Below are 16,744 nucleotides of genomic sequence, written 5' to 3' on the forward strand. Positions count from 1 at the left end.
TGGTGGAAGCTAAAGAAGTCTCTGAGACATTTTTTCAAATTCAAATATTTATTATTTTATTGTCTTGGCTTGCGATCCCAATTTATCGGATCAAATCCAACAACCGCTATATCTATTTCCTGAACTGTCATTATCGGGATGAGTACCACACCAATTTTCAGCTTTACCGCAGCAGTGGCATTTTGATTACTGATGACGATATTTCTACTCCAATACTAAAAGGTCCCAATGACTTTAAATATGAGGCTGCTTACGATAAATATGCACATTATAAGTTATGGAACTTGCTAACGTTTATTATCGTGTTCGTTTTCGATTTTCTGATTCTGATAATCCCTAAAACAAAGCTCCTCATCAACCTACTCCTACCTTAGGCAACAAAAACCAGTGCAATACATATCAGAGAAGCAAGAAAAGATTGAGCTTATCCAAAAGCATTTCACTAAGCTTCTTGGGTGTGAAATCACTGGCTATGAACTCCCGCAACTTTGGTGTGAGGAAGATCAGGAATGGTCGGACTGGATGGACCTACCGCTGTATCTTACCATTGGCGGTAGCACCCTTTCAATTTCTTGGAAGAAATTTGATGAGTTATTGATAGAAACAGGGCGTGTTCTTCCTTTTTCAATCACTGGCTTTCCAGTCCGGTGGCTGGCAGAGGACGTTCAATTGCTAGAACCATTAATTGGCCAAAAGTTAAAAAGCGTTTCTCTTGCCAGCGATGAAATGACTTTAGGAGGTCACCAGATTGAAATCTGGACCCGCTTAATCCTGACAATGGATAATGACCAAAACCTGGTGATTTATAATGCACTGGATGAAAACGGCCTTGATCACTTTAAAGGCCCAGTACCATCTGGTGCAGTAATATGTTCACAAGAGCTATGGTGAAAATAATAACAAATAATGCAAGATAGATACAAATATTCACCTCATGGCACTTTGACGTATGCAGATCCCTCATACGTTGTCTGCCCAAAATGCGCGGGCTGTGCGGTAGTTTTCAAAGAGAATAAGGATCTGAGTATCACCTTCACAACCAACATAATCTCCTGTCAGCACTGCGGATTTCATGGTGATTCAAAAAGATCCAAGGCAATCGGCAAAGGTGGGGCTCTTCTCCGCTTTGTTGAGTAGAAAAAGATGCCGACCGCCAAGTAACCTGTTGATATGTATGGTTTCTGATAACTTTACATAGAGCAGGTATATGACAATCAACATCTCGCAGCATATTTTAGGCCTCAAAGGGCAACGTGTAAATGAAATTAAACTGGATGACGGCGGTGTTAAGATTGTCATTCACTGCAGCCGAGACGCGCGTAGGAGGGCTATAGACCCTGCTACAGGCCAGAAGGGAAGCATCAACCAGCATGTCCGCCGACAAGTAAACGACATCCCCCTTTTTGGGTATCCTTGTGTGGTCGAGATTGAGCTGGCGCAGGTTTATATTAACAAGGGCGAACGCCGCATTGAGGGGTGTGATTTTGTTGATAAAGGGTGCCGTTTCACTCACCGATTTTGCCGACTGATCAGTGGATTATGTCGGCATATGTCTATTCAAGCGGTTTCCAGACATTTGGATATACGATGGGAAACGGTCAAGAATATCGACAGGGCATACCTTATTGAAACTCTCCCTACGCTTGATCCTGCAGAGCTAACTGGCTTGGAATATATTGGTGTAGATGAAGTTGCCCGGGCGAAAGGTCATGACTACATGACGGTGGTCTACGATATGGTTGGCGGTCATCTGATCTGGGTTGAAGCAGGCCGAACTGCCGAGGTTTTTTCAAGGTTTTTGAAACAACTGCAACCAGATACAGCCTGCAAAATAAAGGCCGTAGCGATGGATATGGGGCCTGCCTACCAAAAGGCTGTCAGAGAGTCCTTGCCGTTGGCCGACATAGTATTTGACCGTTTCCACGTCATGAAAAACTACAGCAAAGCTATCCATAATCAGCGTCGACTTGAGTTCAGAAAGGCCGATCCAAGTGGTAAAGAGTTGATGAAAGGGACGCATTATCTGTTGCTCAAAAATGCGGATAAGTTGAGTGAAAAACAAAGTGACAAGCTGCAAAGGTTGCTGGAGAGCAATAGCAACCTGAATGCACTTTACGTCTTGAAAGAACAGCTTCAGCTGCTGTGGAGTGCCGCTTCATTTGAGGCGATGGCGGAGCAACTGGAACGTTGGTGCCTGATAGCAGATCAGTCACAGATGCTCTATCTAAAAAAGTTCGCGAAATCCCTACGGAAACATTGTGTGGGCATCTGCAACTACGCCAAACACAAGCTCACAAGCGCCAGGATAGAGGCTGGTAATGTCAGTATAGGAATGATCCGTAAGCGAGCCAGAGGCATCAAGGATACCGAATACTTCAAACTCAAAATTAGACAATCATCCATTCCAGATAATCAATCTATGCTCTATTTGAAATCCTAAATCTACTCAACAAAGCGGAGAAGAGCCAAAGGTGGCACTATATTTGATTGGCACGAAGATAACCTACCGCTTTGGCTACAAGCAGCTTGTGGCGAAAATACACTCTATGCTTTCAACCCGAAACACTTAGCCATTATTGAAGGCTATGTAGGCGCTAAACTGCGAGAACGTATAGCCAATGAGGATGGATGTTGCTGTAATGGGAGTATGATATCTCGACTGCCAGACTGGATTAAATCAGTAAAGAACCGAAAGGACATTCTAAAAGCCATTAACAAACTATGGATAAAAGCTGAGAACTCGGGTCTATCTCGGCCAGAGACCGCTGAATAACTCTCCTTACTCTTCGATAAACCTACAGCTATTTTCACCATCGAATTCGAGAACCCATGGAACAAAGACACAAAGATACACTAGAAACCGATTGGCAGTTTGCTTTTCCAGCTTATATAGCTTGCCCGAAATGCACTGGCTGTGCAGTTATCACCAAGGAAGATAAAAGCGCCAATTTTTACGACACCGCTCATTTAGCCACCTGCAGTCATTGTGGGTATAATGCTGATACAAAAAGATCACGGGCTTTCGAACAAGATGGTAGCTTACTTAGATGGCATAATAACAATTTCCCTCTTTGGCTAAAGGTTCCCTGTGCTGGAAATGCTATATGTGTCTATAACCCTGAACATCTTCTCTATCTAGAATCTTTTGTCTCAGCCAAAATACGAGAACGCAAACCGGATGAAAAATACGGTTGGTCTAACAAAAGTATGATATCTCGCCTGCCAGCTTGGATTAAGTCGAAGAAGAACCGTGATGATGTTCTGAGAGCCATCGACAAACTCTGGATAATGGCTAAAAAAGAAGGCCTGTCCCGTCCAGTAATCGAAGAGTAACTCTTCTCACTCCTCAATAAACCGCCAGCTATCTGCCCCGTCGAATTTACGGATTTTGATATCAGAGGCCTCGGTGCGGTCGAACAGGCGGGCGTTGACTGCGACGCGGGGTTCGGGATGGTTCTTTGTATTGGTCCAATGGGTCACACAGCCACAGGAAGTGCAGTGGTGAAAGTCGATCATTTCATCGCCCCACTTGTATGTTTTTGTAGCGCTCTCTTCGCATTCCACGGTGACTTTTTCCGGGGTGTAATGGCACCAAAGCGTACCGTAACGGTGGCACAGAGAGCAGTTACAACTGACGAGAAATTCAGGCTTTTGCGCAACGGTAATACGGACGGCTTTACAATGGCATGTGCCTTCCAATGCCTTCTCCTGGGTTTTTATTCATGATAGAAAAATATTTGCCTTAAAGCTTAACCAAACTCTTTGTGTAAAGAAAGCGGTAGGGAATTATCTGTAAGCTTTACATCCCAGACGACACCACGTACAACGGCGCCAGCATTAAAGACACTATAAGACCTCACGGCCGCCCATAATACATTGCGGCCTATAACTTTACTTATTATTGCAGCGCCTCCAAAATGATACCATCAGAGTGATGGTCCTTGCCGCGCAGCCAGAATGTCCTCCGGAATGAGAAAAACCGGGAAAGTTCTGTTTCATACTCAGAGAGAAAAAGAACATGTCAAATTCGGAAACCCCGGTAAATGACGAAAAAGTAGAAGATAAGGCTGAGAAAAAAGCCGCCGCTAAGCCGAAAAAAGCGACTAAGGCTAAAGCTCCAGCGAAAGCAAAGGCAGAAGCCAAGCCAGAAACCAAAGCGAAGACAGCAACTAAAGCTAAGCCTAAGGCTAAAGCAGCGACGAAGGCAGAAAAGGCCGAAAAAGCTGACAAGCCCAAGAAAGTTGCAAAACCTAAAAAGGTTGTCGAGGCTTCTGAAACTGAAAAGACAGTAGAAGCAGTAGAAGAAATAGTTGTTGAGCCCGTTCAAGCTGTAGAAGCAGAAACTGCTCCAGCGGACGCCCCATCAGCAAAAGAAGACACAAAAGAAGCAGAAGCTCCAGTAGCAGATGCACTTGAAGAAGTACCAGAAGAAATCATAGAGAGCGATCCGTTTGAAGGTGTGCACCCTGCGCTATCCAAAGCATTGGCGAAAAAAGGCTACAAAGCCTTAACCCCAGTGCAGAAGGCTGTGCTTGCGCCAGAACTCCGCGATGCTGATGCCCTGGTTTCCGCCCAGACGGGTTCTGGTAAAACTGTTGCTTTCGGTATTTCGCTGGCGCCAACCCTTCTTGGCGAAGATAACCATTTCAAACGCGCGTCAGCTCCTCTTGCGCTGATCATTACACCAACCCGCGAACTCGCCCTTCAGGTGATGCGTGAGCTGGAATGGCTCTATGCCCTTACCGGCGCGCACACTGCGACCTGTGTCGGTGGCATGGATATGCGCACAGAGCGCCGCGCGCTTGATCGTGGCGCACACATCGTTGTTGGTACTCCTGGTCGTCTCAGGGATCATATCGAACGCGGTTCCCTGAACATCAGCGCGCTCAAAGCTGTGGTGCTTGATGAAGCCGATGAGATGCTTGACCTCGGCTTCCGCGATGATCTCGAGTACATGCTCGACACCACACCAAAAGAACGTCGCACCCTGATGTTCTCTGCAACGGTGCCGCGCTCTATTGGTATGCTGGCCAAACGCTATCAGCGCGACGCCGTTCGTGTGACCACAAAAGCTGAAGACAAACAACACAGCGATATTGAATATCGCGCTTTGACAGTTGCACCAAACGACAAAGAAAACGCGATCCTCAACCTGATCCGTTTCTACGAGCCAAAAAATGCGATTGTGTTCTGTGCGACCCGTGCCACCGTCAATCACATGACCAGCCGCTTTGCCAATCGTGGGTTCTCTGTTGTGGCCCTGTCTGGTGAGTTGAGCCAGAACCTGCGTAGCCACGCCATTCAATCCCTACGTGATGGTCGTGCTCAGGTTTGTATCGCAACCGATGTTGCCGCCCGTGGTATTGACTTGCCGGATCTGGAACTGGTTGTTCACGCCGATATCCCTAAAAGCCGCGAGCCGCTGTTGCACAGATCTGGTCGTACCGGCCGTGCAGGACGCAAGGGTGTTTCCGCGCTCATCGTGCCTTACAACTGGCGTAAACGGACCGAGCGTCTGCTGGAAAGTGCCAAAGTACAAGCCAAATGGGGCAATCCACCATCTGTCGAAGAAATCCTCCAGCGCGATCGCGAACGCTTCCTTGCGACGCCAACACTTATTGAGCCGGTTAAAGATGCTGAACAGGCCTTTGTTAAAGAGTTGTTGGAAAAGCATGGCGCCGAGCAGATCGCTGCTGCCCTGATCCGTACCGCAAACGCTGGCCGTCCTGCACCGGAAGAACTGCTTACCCGTCAGGAACGGCCCCGGGATGACAGAGGCAGAGACCGCGACGGTAGAGATCGCGATCGCGGCAGAGACCGTGATAGAGACGACCGCGGAGGAGACAGGGGCGGAGATCGCGGCGGTAGAAGCCGCAATGATAATTTCGGCACCACACGCAAAGAACGCGTTGATTTTGACGACGGCGTCTGGATTTCCATGACCGTTGGCCGCAAACACACCGCCGATCCAAAATGGTTGTTACCAATGGTCTGTCGTGCGGGTTGCATCACCAAAAAAGAAATCGGTGCCATTCGCATTCACATGGCAGAAACCCATGTAGAGCTGACCCCCAAAGGCGCTGAAAAGTTCTTTGAAACCATTGGCGGCAGCAACCGGATTGAAAAAACCATCACCGTCAAACGCCTTGAAGGTATTCCAGAAGAGCCGGATGACGTCATGGACGACAAAGACGCACCGGGTTTTCACCGCCAGCCGCGCGAAAGCAAAAAACATAAACAAAAGCCATTCCGCGATAACTTCAACAGAAGCGACCGCAGCAAAGAATACAGTCGGCGGGCTGCTGAAGATAAGGATTTCAAAGATCGGGACGACAAGTCCAGTGATAAGAAATCCGGAGACAAAAATTTTGGCGATAAGAAGTTTGGTGATAAGAAGTTTAGCGACAAGCCTTATGGCAAAAAGAAATTCGGTGATCGCAAAGCGGGCGAGCGCGATTACGCCAACAAAGGCGGAAAGCACAAATCCAAAGGCAAATTTGGTGCCGACGGCAAGTACCAGGATCCCCAAGCAGACAGCGGCAAGAAAACCTGGTTTGATGACGGATCTGAAAATGCGGAAGGCCGGGGTGAATTACGCGGTGATCGCTCTGACAAACCAAAAGGATTTAAAGGCGGCAAAGGGGGCAAGAAGCCTTTTGCTAAATCAGGTAAAAACGGTGCCTTTGGCAAACCTTTCAAAGACAAGGGCGGCAAGCCAACCGGTGATAATCCCCGTAACAACCCAAGCGATAAAACCGGGTCTTCATCACTAAAGCGTAAAAGCTCGCCTAAAAAAGACTAACGAGATAATTAATCTCAGGTAAATAAAGAGGAACAGCGGATAATATCCTGATGCTGTTCCTCTTTTTGTTTCTGCTGTAATTTTTGATAACATTTACAAACAGCACCCATCGGTTACTATAATTATATAAATTTATCTTATTACGTTTACACCAACCATATAATTAAAAGGCCGCATAATGATAAAAAAAACAGGTCGTACCGTCACACTCGTCCCCATTGCAGAGGCAGATTATGAGGCATGGAAAGCACACGGCATCCAGGCATTTGCCGATGACAAGCAACAATCAGGCTATAGCGCCGAACAAGCCTTAAAGCTCTCTCAAGAGTCATTCGAAGGCGGGCTGCCTCAAGGCCTGAAAACCCCAGACAACTATATTTTCACCATTTTCAACGCTGCCGAACACCCCGTTGGTGCGGCCTGGTTTGCGGTCAAAGAACACTACGGTAAAAAATCGGCCTTTATCTACGACATCGAAATCAACCTCGCCAACCGAGGTAAAGGACTTGGTCGTGCAACTATGCTGGCGCTGGAAGCAGAAGTTAAAAAGCTCGGCATCGATAAAATTGGCCTGCACGTCTTCGCCTTCAACAAAACCGCCCACGCCCTTTACGCCTCACTCGGCTACCAGACCACAGACCTGACCCTGGAAAAAGTAATTTAGGGAAAAGACCATCTGATCTTTAACATCATATTTTGGGGAGCAAGGTTTCCAACACCTCAAATATTTTGGGATCCTGGGCTTGGGCGGCGTTAAAACGCATAAACCTGTTGGCCGTATTATTCAGGCTAAAAACACTGCCCGGTGCCAGGACGATATTTTGTGCGAGTGCCCGTTGGGCAAGGTCAGCGCCATCAACACCCTCTGGCAGCTCACACCATAAAAACATCCCGCCACGGGGCTCCACCCATGGCTTTATGCCAAGTTTGGCCAAGCGCGCCGAGGTTACCCCCATCACTCCGGCTAAACGGGTTCGGAGTGCCTCGAGATGTTTTCGGTAGGCCCCGTCCTTTAATACCGACAGTACTAACTCGGCAGAGAAATGGCCGGCACCAAAAGAAGTGGCAATGCGCAGATCAACCAACCCGTCGATCCATTCCTTGCGCGCGATGATATAACCGCAGCGGACCGAGGCTGACAGGGTCTTTGAGAACGAACCAATGTGCACCACCCGGTCCAATCCATCAAAGGCCGCATACCTTGGCGCGGGTTCAGGCTCCAGATCAGCAAAGATATCATCTTCGATAATGGTGAGATCGTGTTGCTCTGCCAACCTAAGAACCCGGTGTGCCACAACGGGTGACAAAGTCGCGCCTGTTGGATTATGCAGGCCGGAGTTAGTGATATATAGCCGGGGCCGATGTTCCTTTAACGCCTGTTCGAACTGGTCGAGATCAGGTCCAGTTGGGGTAAAGGGTACCGACACCACTTTGGCCCTATGCGCACGCAGCAGAGCATGAAAGTTAAAGTAGCAGGGATCGTCCACGATCACGCAATCCCCCGGCTCCAATAGATATCGGCAAAGCTGGTCAATTGCCTGGGTTCCAGATCCGGTGAGAATAACCTGATCCGGGCTGGCTTCAATGCCATAGGAGGCAGCACGACGCGCAAGGAACTGTCGGAGTTCTGAAAGCCCCAGGGGTGATCCATATTCGGTTAAGATAGCATCATTAGCGCGCGATAAGTTCCGTAAGGCTTTACGTATTGGAGCCTCTGGCATCCACGAGGCCGGCATCCAACCACAACCGGGCTTGAGGAATTGCTCTCCCGCTTCTAATGATTGTCGGGAAACCCAAAGCGGGTCAACTTCACGGTCCAGCTTGGGTCCAATCTCGGCCAGGGATAAAGGTGCCAAATGCCCAGAGCCCTGACCAGCAACAAAAAAACCGGACCCGCGCCGAGAGAGGATAACCCCCTCTGCGGATAGGCGATCATATGCCTCGACTACCGTAGATTTGGAGACTTGCATAGTCTCAGCAAAACTTCGAATAGACGGTAGCTTTGCCCCAGGCGCCAGTGTACGCGCCGTTATGCGTTGTTTAATCGCCTGCATCACCTGTTCAACCAGGGTTCGGGCTAAGGGATGGTTACCGGTCTCAGCAATGACGTTATCATTTGGCATCTGTACTTACTCTGTCATCAATACAGTTTAAACAAATTGTACTGAACTGTATCTGGTTAAGTTCCCCCCTACAACTTACTTAATAACGATGCCAGTGTGAAGGTATCGGTAATAGAACTGAAATCGAATGAGATTGAAGAACTGGCCGTTTTATAGGCTCAAATGGGTGGTGGCGAAATGAACAAGACAACAAGTGGATGGATCTGTGGTTTCCTGGGCATGCTGATATTCAGTGGCTCTCTCCCTGCGACAAGGGCGGCCGTGGCCTCGTTTGATCCGATGTTTCTCACCTTTGCCCGGGCGAGTATTGCTGGCCTTCTTGCACTTGTCTTACTGCTGGCCTTTAAGGAAAAACGTCCTGCCAAAGAGGACATTCTCTCTCTTGTGATCGTAGCTTCTGGTGTGGTGGTTGGGTTCCCCTTACTCACAGCCTTTGCCCTACAAACCGTTACCTCTGCCCACTCGACCGTTTTCATTGGCCTGCTGCCTCTGGCGACGGCGATATTTGGGGTGTTACGTGGAGACGAACGCCCCCGTCCGGTTTTCTGGGTCTTCTCTGGTATCGGCTCTGCATTGGTTGCTGGTTACGCCTTAACTCAGGATTTCGGCGGATCTGGTTTTGCGGATATCCTTATGTTTATCGCCATTATCCTTTGCGGGTTGGCTTACGCAGAGGGCGCTAAACTCTCGCGCAAGCTTGGCGGCTGGCAAGTCATATCCTGGGCTCTGGTCCTTTCCCTGCCGCTTATGGCCTCGCTTACGATCTATACCATGCCTGTTTCATTCACTGGTGTAATACAATCCGCCTGGTTTGGCCTGGCATATATATCGCTCTTTAGCATGCTGATCGGGTTTATCTTCTGGTACCGCGGTTTGGCTCAGGGTGGCATCGCAGCCGTCGGACAATTGCAACTGTTACAGCCCTTCTTTGGCCTCGTGCTTGCCGCAGGACTTTTGGGAGAGACCGTGAGTTGGTCCATGATTACAGTCACAGGTGCAGTGGTGTTCTGTGTCGCTGGCGCCAAGCGGTTTGCCAACCGACAAGACAGCAAACCAACCTCAAAAACGGGCTTTATGAATTCAGGACCTGTACCCAGCAACCTTACCGACCTCCAAGCAGAGAAATAACACCGATATGATAAACTCGTTCAACGATCTCCTGCCTTTTCTGCCAGCGATATCTGTTTCCTATATCGCGTACCTGGTCGCAACCATAAGTCCCGGCCCTGCCAACCTTGCGATCATGGCAACCTCCATGCGAGAGGGACGTAGACCCGGCATACTGCTTGCTGCGGGTGTGGTCATGGGGTCTCTGACTTGGGGAATCCTTGCCGCGGTTGGGCTTTCTACTTTCTTGTTCTCCTATGCCTGGCTTATGACCGCGATGCGCATCGCAGGAGGGCTTTATTTACTTTGGCTTGCCTATAAATCATTCAGGTCCTGTTTGCGGTCTCAAGAGCCCAAAGCACTTAAAACTGGAAAAGACAAGACCGGATTGCAGTATTTCCTGTTGGGTCTTGGCATCCACCTGACCAATCCAAAGTCGATCTTTGCCTGGCTTTCGATCATCGCCGTCGGGGTCACCCCAGAGGCCCCTGCTGAAATATCCTTTGTTATCGTAGGGGGTTGCTGGCTTTTGGGGATTGGTGTTTTCGGTGGTTACGCCCTCGCCTTTTCAACCCAGAAAATGATCACCCTCTACGGTTCTTTCCGACGTTGGATCGAAGGTACTGCTTCGGTAATTTTCGGGCTCGCCGGATTTAAATTGCTGACCATGCGGTAAACATAGGAATGTGAATATTTAGTAAGATAATCCTATCATTTGGCCCTCTTATAGTGAACAATCCAACCTGTGTTATTCGGTTGAACCTTCTAATTGTAAGAGCCAAAATTGCAGCTGTTAAAACGCTTCCGCCCCATTCTCACCGCCATCGGCTTACAGCTGCTCGTACTGATTGGATTACTTATTCTCATTCAAGGCCTATGGCACGGATTTTCGATTACCCTATCTCTTTGGGAAAAGGTCGGTATTCAAGCGGTTGGGGCCGTTCTTATAAGCTATATTGTCCGCTTACCCATGTGGTGGATTTTCATCCAGTTCATCACCCCCTTTGCCCTCGTTCTCGCTATAACTTTTAACATCCCGACATGGGTTTATCCGCTGGCATTTTTTGCGTTGCTTATGTTTTATTGGAATAGCGCGGACGAACGCGTCCCCTTATATCTCAGTAACAAAACTACCTGGAAAGCCCTCGGTGATTTACTCGAAAAAGACCTGTTGAACGGGGACAGTAAGCCCATTCATTTCATCGATCTTGGTTGCGGGTTTTCGGGCACCTTGGTCACTTTAGCCAAGAGATTTCCGCGGCACACCTTCACTGGCGTGGAGACCGCACCCCTTCCCTATTTGGTATCGCTCATCAGATGCCAACTCTCAGGTCTGAATAACGTACATATTCAACGTAAAAGCCTGTGGGATGTGGATCTCTCGAACTATGAATGTTGTTATGCTTTTTTATCGCCGGAACCCATGCCACGTCTTTATAAAAAAATAATATCAGAAATGCCCAAAGGTAGTAATTTCATCAGTAATTCTTTTACAGTCCCGGAACACCCGCCTATGGATACACGTATACTGGATGACAGACGACAGACTGAATTACATATTTGGAAAATCAATTGATACCTGTCCCTATCTTATGGGATACAAAACTCTCAGTACTTATAAATAAGGCATGGAATCATGGCGTGGGTTTATCTTGTTTTGGCAGGAATTTTTGAATGTGGTTGGGCGATCGGACTTAAATATGCCGATGGCTGGACCAAGCTGGTGCCGTCCGTTCTTACTGTGATTTCCATGACCGTAAGCTTTTGGCTGTTGTCTGCTGCCATGAAAACGATCCCGGTGGGAACGGCCTATGCCGTTTGGACCGGGATTGGCACAGTCGGTGTTGCGATCTTAGGAATGGTATTATTTGGCGAAAGTCGCGATATCATGCGCATCATTTGCCTGCTTCTTATTGTGTCAGGTATTGTAGGGTTGAAAGTATTCTCCCCTGCTTAGGCGCTCTGCCAAACAATTAGATCATTGATATTTCTAGGTGTCAGTTTTCATAATCAGGTGCTTCAATTTCACCACCAGCATCAATCCAATCCTTGATAGATCCAAGATTACGCACGTTTTCATAGCCCATATCCATCAACACTTGGCCGCTCAGGGCAGCACGTCCCCCAGAAGCGCAATAGAGCACAATCATCTTATCCCGAGCTAACTCTTTGTGATGCATTGGTGTTGCCGGATCAGCACGAAACTCCAGCATACCGCGCGAAATATGTACAGCGCCTGGGATAACACCTGTAGAAGGCAACTCTGGCTGGTCGCGAACATCGACAACAACAATATTACTTTGGCCTAAAACTTCCATTAAACCTGCGGGGCTTATTGTTGGCACTGCCTTTTTTTCATTTGCAACAATTTCCACAACGGACTTAATCATAACAAAACATCTCCCTTAAACCTCCTTCAAATATAGGATTGGTTTCACATAACACTACCAGGAAATTATATTCTGGAATTTACCTGTCTAAAAATACTTATGAGTGAAATTTAATATAAAATTACTGATAACAAATTAAGAATAAAATTTAGCACCCCATCATTATCAATTTTTTCAATAACGGCATGAAAATTTCCGGCATTACACCTTTGACCAAATTTTGCTTAAGTAGCGCAAGAAACATTGGGATTATTATGCGGAATGGCTTGTTATTGAAATGGCAGCAAAGATTACAGCACCTTCTATATCGCATACTGTTAGTAGCTATCTTCCATCTATCGCTTGGGTAACGTTCTTCCTTGGCACCATTCTCTCGTGGTGGGTTTTATTATGGATGTCTGCAGAACACAGCTCGATTACCAGTGCTGGCTTATCAGGCTTTGAGGATCTGGGAACTCAGATCCCTGCAGGCCTGAATGTTGATTTTCTACTGTCCCTCTGCTTAACGACCACCAACGAGCTTACCTTTTTTGGACTTGTGGCGATGTGGTCTTTGATGTCGCTCGCGATGATGGCCCCAACAGCCGTTCCAATGCTCAAGAGCTATCAAGACATTCTAATCGCCGGAAAAGGAAAAGTACCTGCGCAGGCCTTTTGGACCTTACTCGCGGGATATCTTACTGTCTGGCTTCTATTCTCAATCCCTGCTTCAGGCCTGCAGTTACTGCTTTCAAACCTAGATTTACTCTCTTTTGATGGCACCAGCTTATCCGGTTGGCTCACGGCCGGGCTATTAACCCTGGCTGGTGTCTATCAATTCACCCCCATAAAAGAAGCTTGCTTGAGCAAGTGCCGATCCCCCATGGCCTACTTTATGGGACGTTGGCAGCCCGGCGTAGCCGGTGCCTATCGCATGGGATTACATCACGGTGCTGTTTGTGTCGGCTGTTGCTGGGCACTCATGCTGCTTGGCTTTGTTGGTGGCACCATGAACCCCATCTGGATGTTTGCTGCCATGGTTCTCATGATCATTGAAAAGCTGCCAGACATTGGCCGCTACATCACCGCCCCACTGGGCATTGCTCTGCTTTCATCTGCAATCCTCGTTTTGTGCCAAACCCTTGGGCTGATCTAGTCATTAGCCCTGCCTCTAGCAAGAGGCCTTAATTACGGAGTTTAATTCTATGTCCGCCAACTCAGATACAAATTGGTCCCTCAAGGGCGAACTGATCTTGAACTGTAACTGCACGGTCTTTTGTCCATGCGTTGTGTCTCTTGGTAAACATCCACCTACCGAAGGTTACTGCCAAGCCTGGATGGGTGTGCGCATTGATAGCGGCCATTTCAACGGCGCAGACCTTTCCGGTCTTAACGTCGGTATGGTCCTCGATATTCCAGGTAATATGGGCCGTGGTAACTGGACCGTCGGTGCTTACATTGACGAACGTGCCAGTGAAGAAGCCTATGACGGCATCTTGAAAATTTTCTCTGGTCAAGCAGGTGGTACAACCGGACTTTTCTCTATGTTGGTAGGTACTTTCCTCGGTGCTGAACGCGCCCCTGTGGAATATCAAAATGACGGCAATAAACGTCGTCTGGCTGTAGGCCGTAAAATCATAGGTGAGATTGAGCCCATTGGCGGCAAAGACGAAAACCAGGAAGTCCAGGTGACAAACACAGAATACTGGATGGGTGCCGATGTCACCATAGCCAAAGCCAACAGAGGGCGGGTCCGCGCTTTTGGCCGTGTCTGGGATTTTGAGGGCCGCAGTGCCGAGATCTGCCAAATCGATTGGTCCGGCTGATAAAAACCAAAATTATAAAAATTGAATATGCGCACGATCGGAACACGTGACGCATAAACTATGGGGAGAGAGCCATTATGAAAATGGGCAAGGATAATTCCGAGTTGATGCCAAATCCAGCGAACCATGTCCCGCTCTCTCCCCTTTCTTTTATCGAACGGGCAAAGGATATCTATCCCGAGCGTATTGCACTGATCTATGGTTCACGAATTTATACATGGGCCCAAACTTACCAGCGATGCACACAACTAGCCTCTGCCCTCATCAATCATGGGGTAAAACAGGGGGATGTTGTCTCTATTATTGCGGCCAATACGCCTGAAATGTTCGAGGCCCATTTCGGTGTTCCCATGACAGGTGCAGTTCTTAACACCATCAATACCCGGTTAGATGCAGATACCATTGCCTATATTCTGGAACATGCAGAAACCAAGGTTCTAATCACCGACACCGCTTTTTACGAACCCGTTAAAAAGGCCCTCATTCTTGCAAATCGTCCAGATATTATTCTGGTTGATATCGTTGACACTCAAGCAGAAGAGCGTGATCACCCCAAACTCGGCTCAATGGATTACGAACAGTTCCTTAAAGGCGGGCATGATGACTACAGATGGTCTCTTCCAAGCGAAGAATGGCAATCCCTCGCTCTGAATTATACTTCTGGCACCAGCGGCCGTCCCAAAGGCGTGCTCTATCATCATCGAGGTTCGTACCTTATGACCATGGGAACCGTTCTCGGCTGGGAGTTATCAGGGCATCCGGTATATCTTTATACCGTCCCGATGTTTCATTGTAACGGCTGGGGCCATGCCTGGACCATGGCCGCCCTTGCAGGGACAGTTGTTTGTTGTCGGACAATCACAGCAAAAACTATTTTCAACTTGGTCGCAGACCACGGCATCACCCACTTTGGGGGCGCACCCGTTGTGCTCAATATGTTGGTCAACGCAACAAAGGAAGAACGCAAGCCGATAAATCATCCGGTTAAGGTTATGACAGCAGGAGCCCCGCCGCCCGCATCTATCCTTGAAGGCGTACAAGCCCTTGGTTTTGAAGTTATGCAAGTTTACGGCCTTACCGAAACTTATGGCCATGTTGTACAGTGCGCATGGAAACCAGAGTGGGATCACCTTCCACCCAGTGAGCAAGCCAAACTTAAGGCAAGACAGGGAGTGCGGTTTCCCTCGACCGAAGGACTTCGCGTTATTAACCTTGAAACAGGAGAGAACGTGCCCCGTGACGGACAGACGATGGGCGAGATCCAAATCCGTGGTAATACGATTATGAAGGGGTATTTAAAAAATGCCGACGCCACAACCGAAGCCTTTGATGATGGTTGGTTTCATTCCTCGGATCTAGCCGTCGTGCACGGCAACGGTTATATAGAAGTCAAAGACAGGCTGAAGGATATTGTGATCTCAGGCGGGGAAAACATTTCCTCTGTTGAAATTGAAAATACACTCTACAAACACCCGGCAGTGTCAGTCGCCGCCGTTGTTGCCAAACAGGATGACAAATGGGGAGAAATCCCTTGTGCTTTTTTGGAATTAAAACCCGATACAGAAAGTACCGAAGAAGAAATTATTCAATTTTGCAGAAACCACATAGCGGGGTTTAAAACCCCAAAAAAAGTCGTCTTTGAATCCCTTCCCAAAACATCAACTGGTAAAGTTAAAAAATTCCTATTACGAAAACGCGCAAATGAGTTGGTATAACCTTTTTCTGATGATGAATCTTACGATTAACACTCTTATTACAAGATATTGATCAAGAAGGAACAAAAAGTCTTACATGTTTCTTGCCCACACCCTTACAACAACAATATCAATTTTTAGTAGAATTACATAATTTATTATTGCCGTATCTGGATAAAACTATTTCAAACATGCTATACTAAAAATCCTCGACAACCCTTAGCAAAACCAGGGGATGTATCATGGCTGTATCAATCACAATCCAAAACTACCTAAAGGACATGAAAGTTCGTTACGTGCCGCTTGAGCACGAACACGCCGAGACCTCGTCAATGACTGCGGAGGTCGCGCACGTCCCAGGATCACGTCTTGTCAAAGGAGTGATGATAAAGGACGATACCAAATACATGATGGCTTTATTACCCGCTTCTCACCATCTGCGCATGAAAGAACTAAATGAACTTCTTGGCAGAGAAGTCACCCTCGCTTCTGAAGAAGAACTCACAGCTATTTTCTCAGACTGTGACGATGGGGCGGTACCAGCTTTAGGTTTGGCATATGGCATTGAAGTCATTGTTGAAGATACTCTGAATAAAAATGACGACCTGTTTTTTGAAGGTGGTGATCATGAGACCTTGGTTCATTTAGAAGCCAAGGCATTTGAAAATCTGGTTTCAGACTGTATCCATGGCCATTTCAGCCATCATGACAAGAACCCCGAAAACCGGGGCGGTTTTCGCTACGCACACAGTTAAGTCCATTATGAAAACACCATATCCCCTCTGATGATTAACTCTTAGGGGAATTACCATCCTATACACCT

The 16,744-nt window shown here is 47.7% G+C and carries 18 protein-coding genes; 14 read left to right on the top strand and 4 right to left on the bottom strand.

The features are described from left to right. The first annotated feature begins 2 nt into the window (after positions 1 to 2). A complete protein-coding gene (locus ACOGW3_RS20910; RefSeq protein WP_419904718.1) occupies positions 3 to 374 on the top strand; it encodes a hypothetical protein in 372 nt (123 codons plus the stop codon). A 13-nt stretch (positions 375 to 387) separates the two neighbouring features. After that, positions 388 to 891: a hypothetical protein gene (locus ACOGW3_RS20915; protein WP_419904719.1), complete on the top strand. Its 504-nt coding sequence runs from the start codon at positions 388 to 390 to the stop codon at positions 889 to 891. 189 nt (positions 892 to 1,080) lie between these two features. On the opposite strand, the gene ACOGW3_RS20920 is transcribed toward ACOGW3_RS20915, so the two are convergent. Further along, entirely contained in the window at positions 1,081 to 1,221 is a 141-nt protein-coding gene (locus ACOGW3_RS20920) for a hypothetical protein (protein WP_419904720.1), read from the bottom strand. Here ACOGW3_RS20920 and ACOGW3_RS20925 point away from each other — a divergent pair. Together ACOGW3_RS20925 and ACOGW3_RS20930 are read left to right on the top strand one after the other, a co-directional pair. After that, a complete protein-coding gene (locus ACOGW3_RS20925; protein ID WP_419901077.1) occupies positions 1,208 to 2,440 on the top strand; it encodes an ISL3 family transposase in 1,233 nt (410 codons plus the stop codon). The two genes, ACOGW3_RS20920 and ACOGW3_RS20925, sit on opposite strands and share 14 nt — an antisense overlap. Before the next feature lie 389 nt (positions 2,441 to 2,829). After that, a complete protein-coding gene (locus ACOGW3_RS20930) occupies positions 2,830 to 3,333 on the top strand; it encodes a hypothetical protein (protein ID WP_419904721.1) in 504 nt (167 codons plus the stop codon). 6 nt (positions 3,334 to 3,339) lie between these two features. On the opposite strand, the gene ACOGW3_RS20935 is transcribed toward ACOGW3_RS20930, so the two are convergent. Further along, positions 3,340 to 3,699 carry a GFA family protein gene (locus tag ACOGW3_RS20935; protein WP_419904722.1) on the bottom strand — a complete coding sequence of 120 codons (360 nt, stop codon included), beginning with the start codon at positions 3,697 to 3,699 and terminating at the stop codon, positions 3,340 to 3,342. A gap of 319 nt (positions 3,700 to 4,018) precedes the next feature. Between ACOGW3_RS20935 and ACOGW3_RS20940 the strand changes: the two genes are divergently transcribed. Together ACOGW3_RS20940 and ACOGW3_RS20945 are read left to right on the top strand one after the other, a co-directional pair. After that, positions 4,019 to 6,802 carry a DEAD/DEAH box helicase gene (locus tag ACOGW3_RS20940; RefSeq protein WP_419904723.1) on the top strand — a complete coding sequence of 928 codons (2,784 nt, stop codon included), beginning with the start codon at positions 4,019 to 4,021 and terminating at the stop codon, positions 6,800 to 6,802. A gap of 178 nt (positions 6,803 to 6,980) precedes the next feature. Next, entirely contained in the window at positions 6,981 to 7,466 is a 486-nt protein-coding gene (locus ACOGW3_RS20945; protein WP_419904724.1) for a GNAT family N-acetyltransferase, read from the top strand. 25 nt (positions 7,467 to 7,491) lie between these two features. On the opposite strand, the gene ACOGW3_RS20950 is transcribed toward ACOGW3_RS20945, so the two are convergent. After that, entirely contained in the window at positions 7,492 to 8,925 is a 1,434-nt protein-coding gene (locus ACOGW3_RS20950; RefSeq protein WP_419904725.1) for a PLP-dependent aminotransferase family protein, read from the bottom strand. Between the two features lie 177 nt (positions 8,926 to 9,102). On the opposite strand from ACOGW3_RS20950, the gene ACOGW3_RS20955 reads away from it, so the two are divergent. From ACOGW3_RS20955 to sugE, 4 genes are all read left to right on the top strand, one after another. Beyond that, entirely contained in the window at positions 9,103 to 10,053 is a 951-nt protein-coding gene (locus ACOGW3_RS20955; RefSeq protein ID WP_419904726.1) for a DMT family transporter, read from the top strand. Positions 10,054 to 10,060: 7 nt separating this feature from the next. Further along, positions 10,061 to 10,708 (top strand): LysE family translocator, encoded by a 648-nt coding sequence (locus ACOGW3_RS20960; protein ID WP_419904727.1) that lies wholly within the window; start codon positions 10,061 to 10,063, stop codon positions 10,706 to 10,708. A gap of 108 nt (positions 10,709 to 10,816) precedes the next feature. Further along, the gene (locus ACOGW3_RS20965; RefSeq protein ID WP_419904728.1) at positions 10,817 to 11,608 is read left to right on the top strand and encodes a hypothetical protein; all 792 of its coding nucleotides are present in this window, start codon (positions 10,817 to 10,819) and stop codon (positions 11,606 to 11,608) included. A gap of 60 nt (positions 11,609 to 11,668) precedes the next feature. Continuing rightward, positions 11,669 to 11,989 carry a quaternary ammonium compound efflux SMR transporter SugE gene (gene sugE, locus ACOGW3_RS20970; RefSeq protein ID WP_419904729.1) on the top strand — a complete coding sequence of 107 codons (321 nt, stop codon included), beginning with the start codon at positions 11,669 to 11,671 and terminating at the stop codon, positions 11,987 to 11,989. 40 nt (positions 11,990 to 12,029) lie between these two features. Here sugE and ACOGW3_RS20975 read toward each other — a convergent pair whose 3' ends face one another. Beyond that, positions 12,030 to 12,422 (bottom strand): rhodanese-like domain-containing protein, encoded by a 393-nt coding sequence (locus ACOGW3_RS20975; protein WP_419904730.1) that lies wholly within the window; start codon positions 12,420 to 12,422, stop codon positions 12,030 to 12,032. A 394-nt stretch (positions 12,423 to 12,816) separates the two neighbouring features. Here ACOGW3_RS20975 and ACOGW3_RS20980 point away from each other — a divergent pair, with 394 nt between their 5' ends. The 4 genes from ACOGW3_RS20980 to ACOGW3_RS20995 all read left to right on the top strand — a co-directional run bounded on the left by ACOGW3_RS20980 (position 12,817) and on the right by ACOGW3_RS20995 (position 16,676). Continuing rightward, entirely contained in the window at positions 12,817 to 13,557 is a 741-nt protein-coding gene (locus ACOGW3_RS20980) for a DUF2182 domain-containing protein (RefSeq protein ID WP_419904731.1), read from the top strand. Positions 13,558 to 13,606: 49 nt separating this feature from the next. After that, positions 13,607 to 14,227, top strand: a complete 621-nt coding sequence (locus tag ACOGW3_RS20985; RefSeq protein WP_419904732.1) for a DUF1326 domain-containing protein — start codon at positions 13,607 to 13,609, stop codon at positions 14,225 to 14,227. Between the two features lie 77 nt (positions 14,228 to 14,304). Beyond that, a complete protein-coding gene (locus tag ACOGW3_RS20990) occupies positions 14,305 to 15,942 on the top strand; it encodes an acyl-CoA synthetase (protein ID WP_419904733.1) in 1,638 nt (545 codons plus the stop codon). 221 nt (positions 15,943 to 16,163) lie between these two features. Then, positions 16,164 to 16,676, top strand: coding sequence for an aminoacyl-tRNA deacylase (locus ACOGW3_RS20995; RefSeq protein WP_419904734.1), 513 nt, complete (start codon positions 16,164 to 16,166; stop codon positions 16,674 to 16,676). Positions 16,677 to 16,744: the final 68 nt, after the last annotated feature.

The sequence above is a fragment of the Kiloniella sp. genome, from assembly GCF_965205715.1.
GTDB lineage: Bacteria > Pseudomonadota > Alphaproteobacteria > Kiloniellales > Kiloniellaceae > Kiloniella.

Excerpts from the sequence above, each read along its gene's own strand:
- ACOGW3_RS20955 (WP_419904726.1), top strand. The coding sequence starts at position 9,103 with ATGAACAAGACAACAAGTGGATGGATCTGTGGTTTCCTGGGCATGCTG.
- ACOGW3_RS20945 (WP_419904724.1), top strand. The coding sequence starts at position 6,981 with ATGATAAAAAAAACAGGTCGTACCGTCACACTCGTCCCCATTGCAGAG.
- ACOGW3_RS20995 (WP_419904734.1), top strand. The coding sequence starts at position 16,164 with ATGGCTGTATCAATCACAATCCAAAACTACCTAAAGGACATGAAAGTT.
- ACOGW3_RS20980 (WP_419904731.1), top strand. The coding sequence starts at position 12,817 with ATGTCTGCAGAACACAGCTCGATTACCAGTGCTGGCTTATCAGGCTTT.
- ACOGW3_RS20960 (WP_419904727.1), top strand. The coding sequence starts at position 10,061 with ATGATAAACTCGTTCAACGATCTCCTGCCTTTTCTGCCAGCGATATCT.
- ACOGW3_RS20975 (WP_419904730.1), bottom strand. The coding sequence starts at position 12,422 with ATGATTAAGTCCGTTGTGGAAATTGTTGCAAATGAAAAAAAGGCAGTG.
- ACOGW3_RS20930 (WP_419904721.1), top strand. The coding sequence starts at position 2,830 with ATGGAACAAAGACACAAAGATACACTAGAAACCGATTGGCAGTTTGCT.
- ACOGW3_RS20925 (WP_419901077.1), top strand. The coding sequence starts at position 1,208 with ATGACAATCAACATCTCGCAGCATATTTTAGGCCTCAAAGGGCAACGT.
- ACOGW3_RS20985 (WP_419904732.1), top strand. The coding sequence starts at position 13,607 with ATGTCCGCCAACTCAGATACAAATTGGTCCCTCAAGGGCGAACTGATC.
- sugE (WP_419904729.1), top strand. The coding sequence starts at position 11,669 with ATGGCGTGGGTTTATCTTGTTTTGGCAGGAATTTTTGAATGTGGTTGG.
- ACOGW3_RS20990 (WP_419904733.1), top strand. The coding sequence starts at position 14,305 with ATGAAAATGGGCAAGGATAATTCCGAGTTGATGCCAAATCCAGCGAAC.
- ACOGW3_RS20940 (WP_419904723.1), top strand. The coding sequence starts at position 4,019 with ATGTCAAATTCGGAAACCCCGGTAAATGACGAAAAAGTAGAAGATAAG.
- ACOGW3_RS20920 (WP_419904720.1), bottom strand. The coding sequence starts at position 1,221 with ATGTTGATTGTCATATACCTGCTCTATGTAAAGTTATCAGAAACCATA.
- ACOGW3_RS20950 (WP_419904725.1), bottom strand. The coding sequence starts at position 8,925 with ATGCCAAATGATAACGTCATTGCTGAGACCGGTAACCATCCCTTAGCC.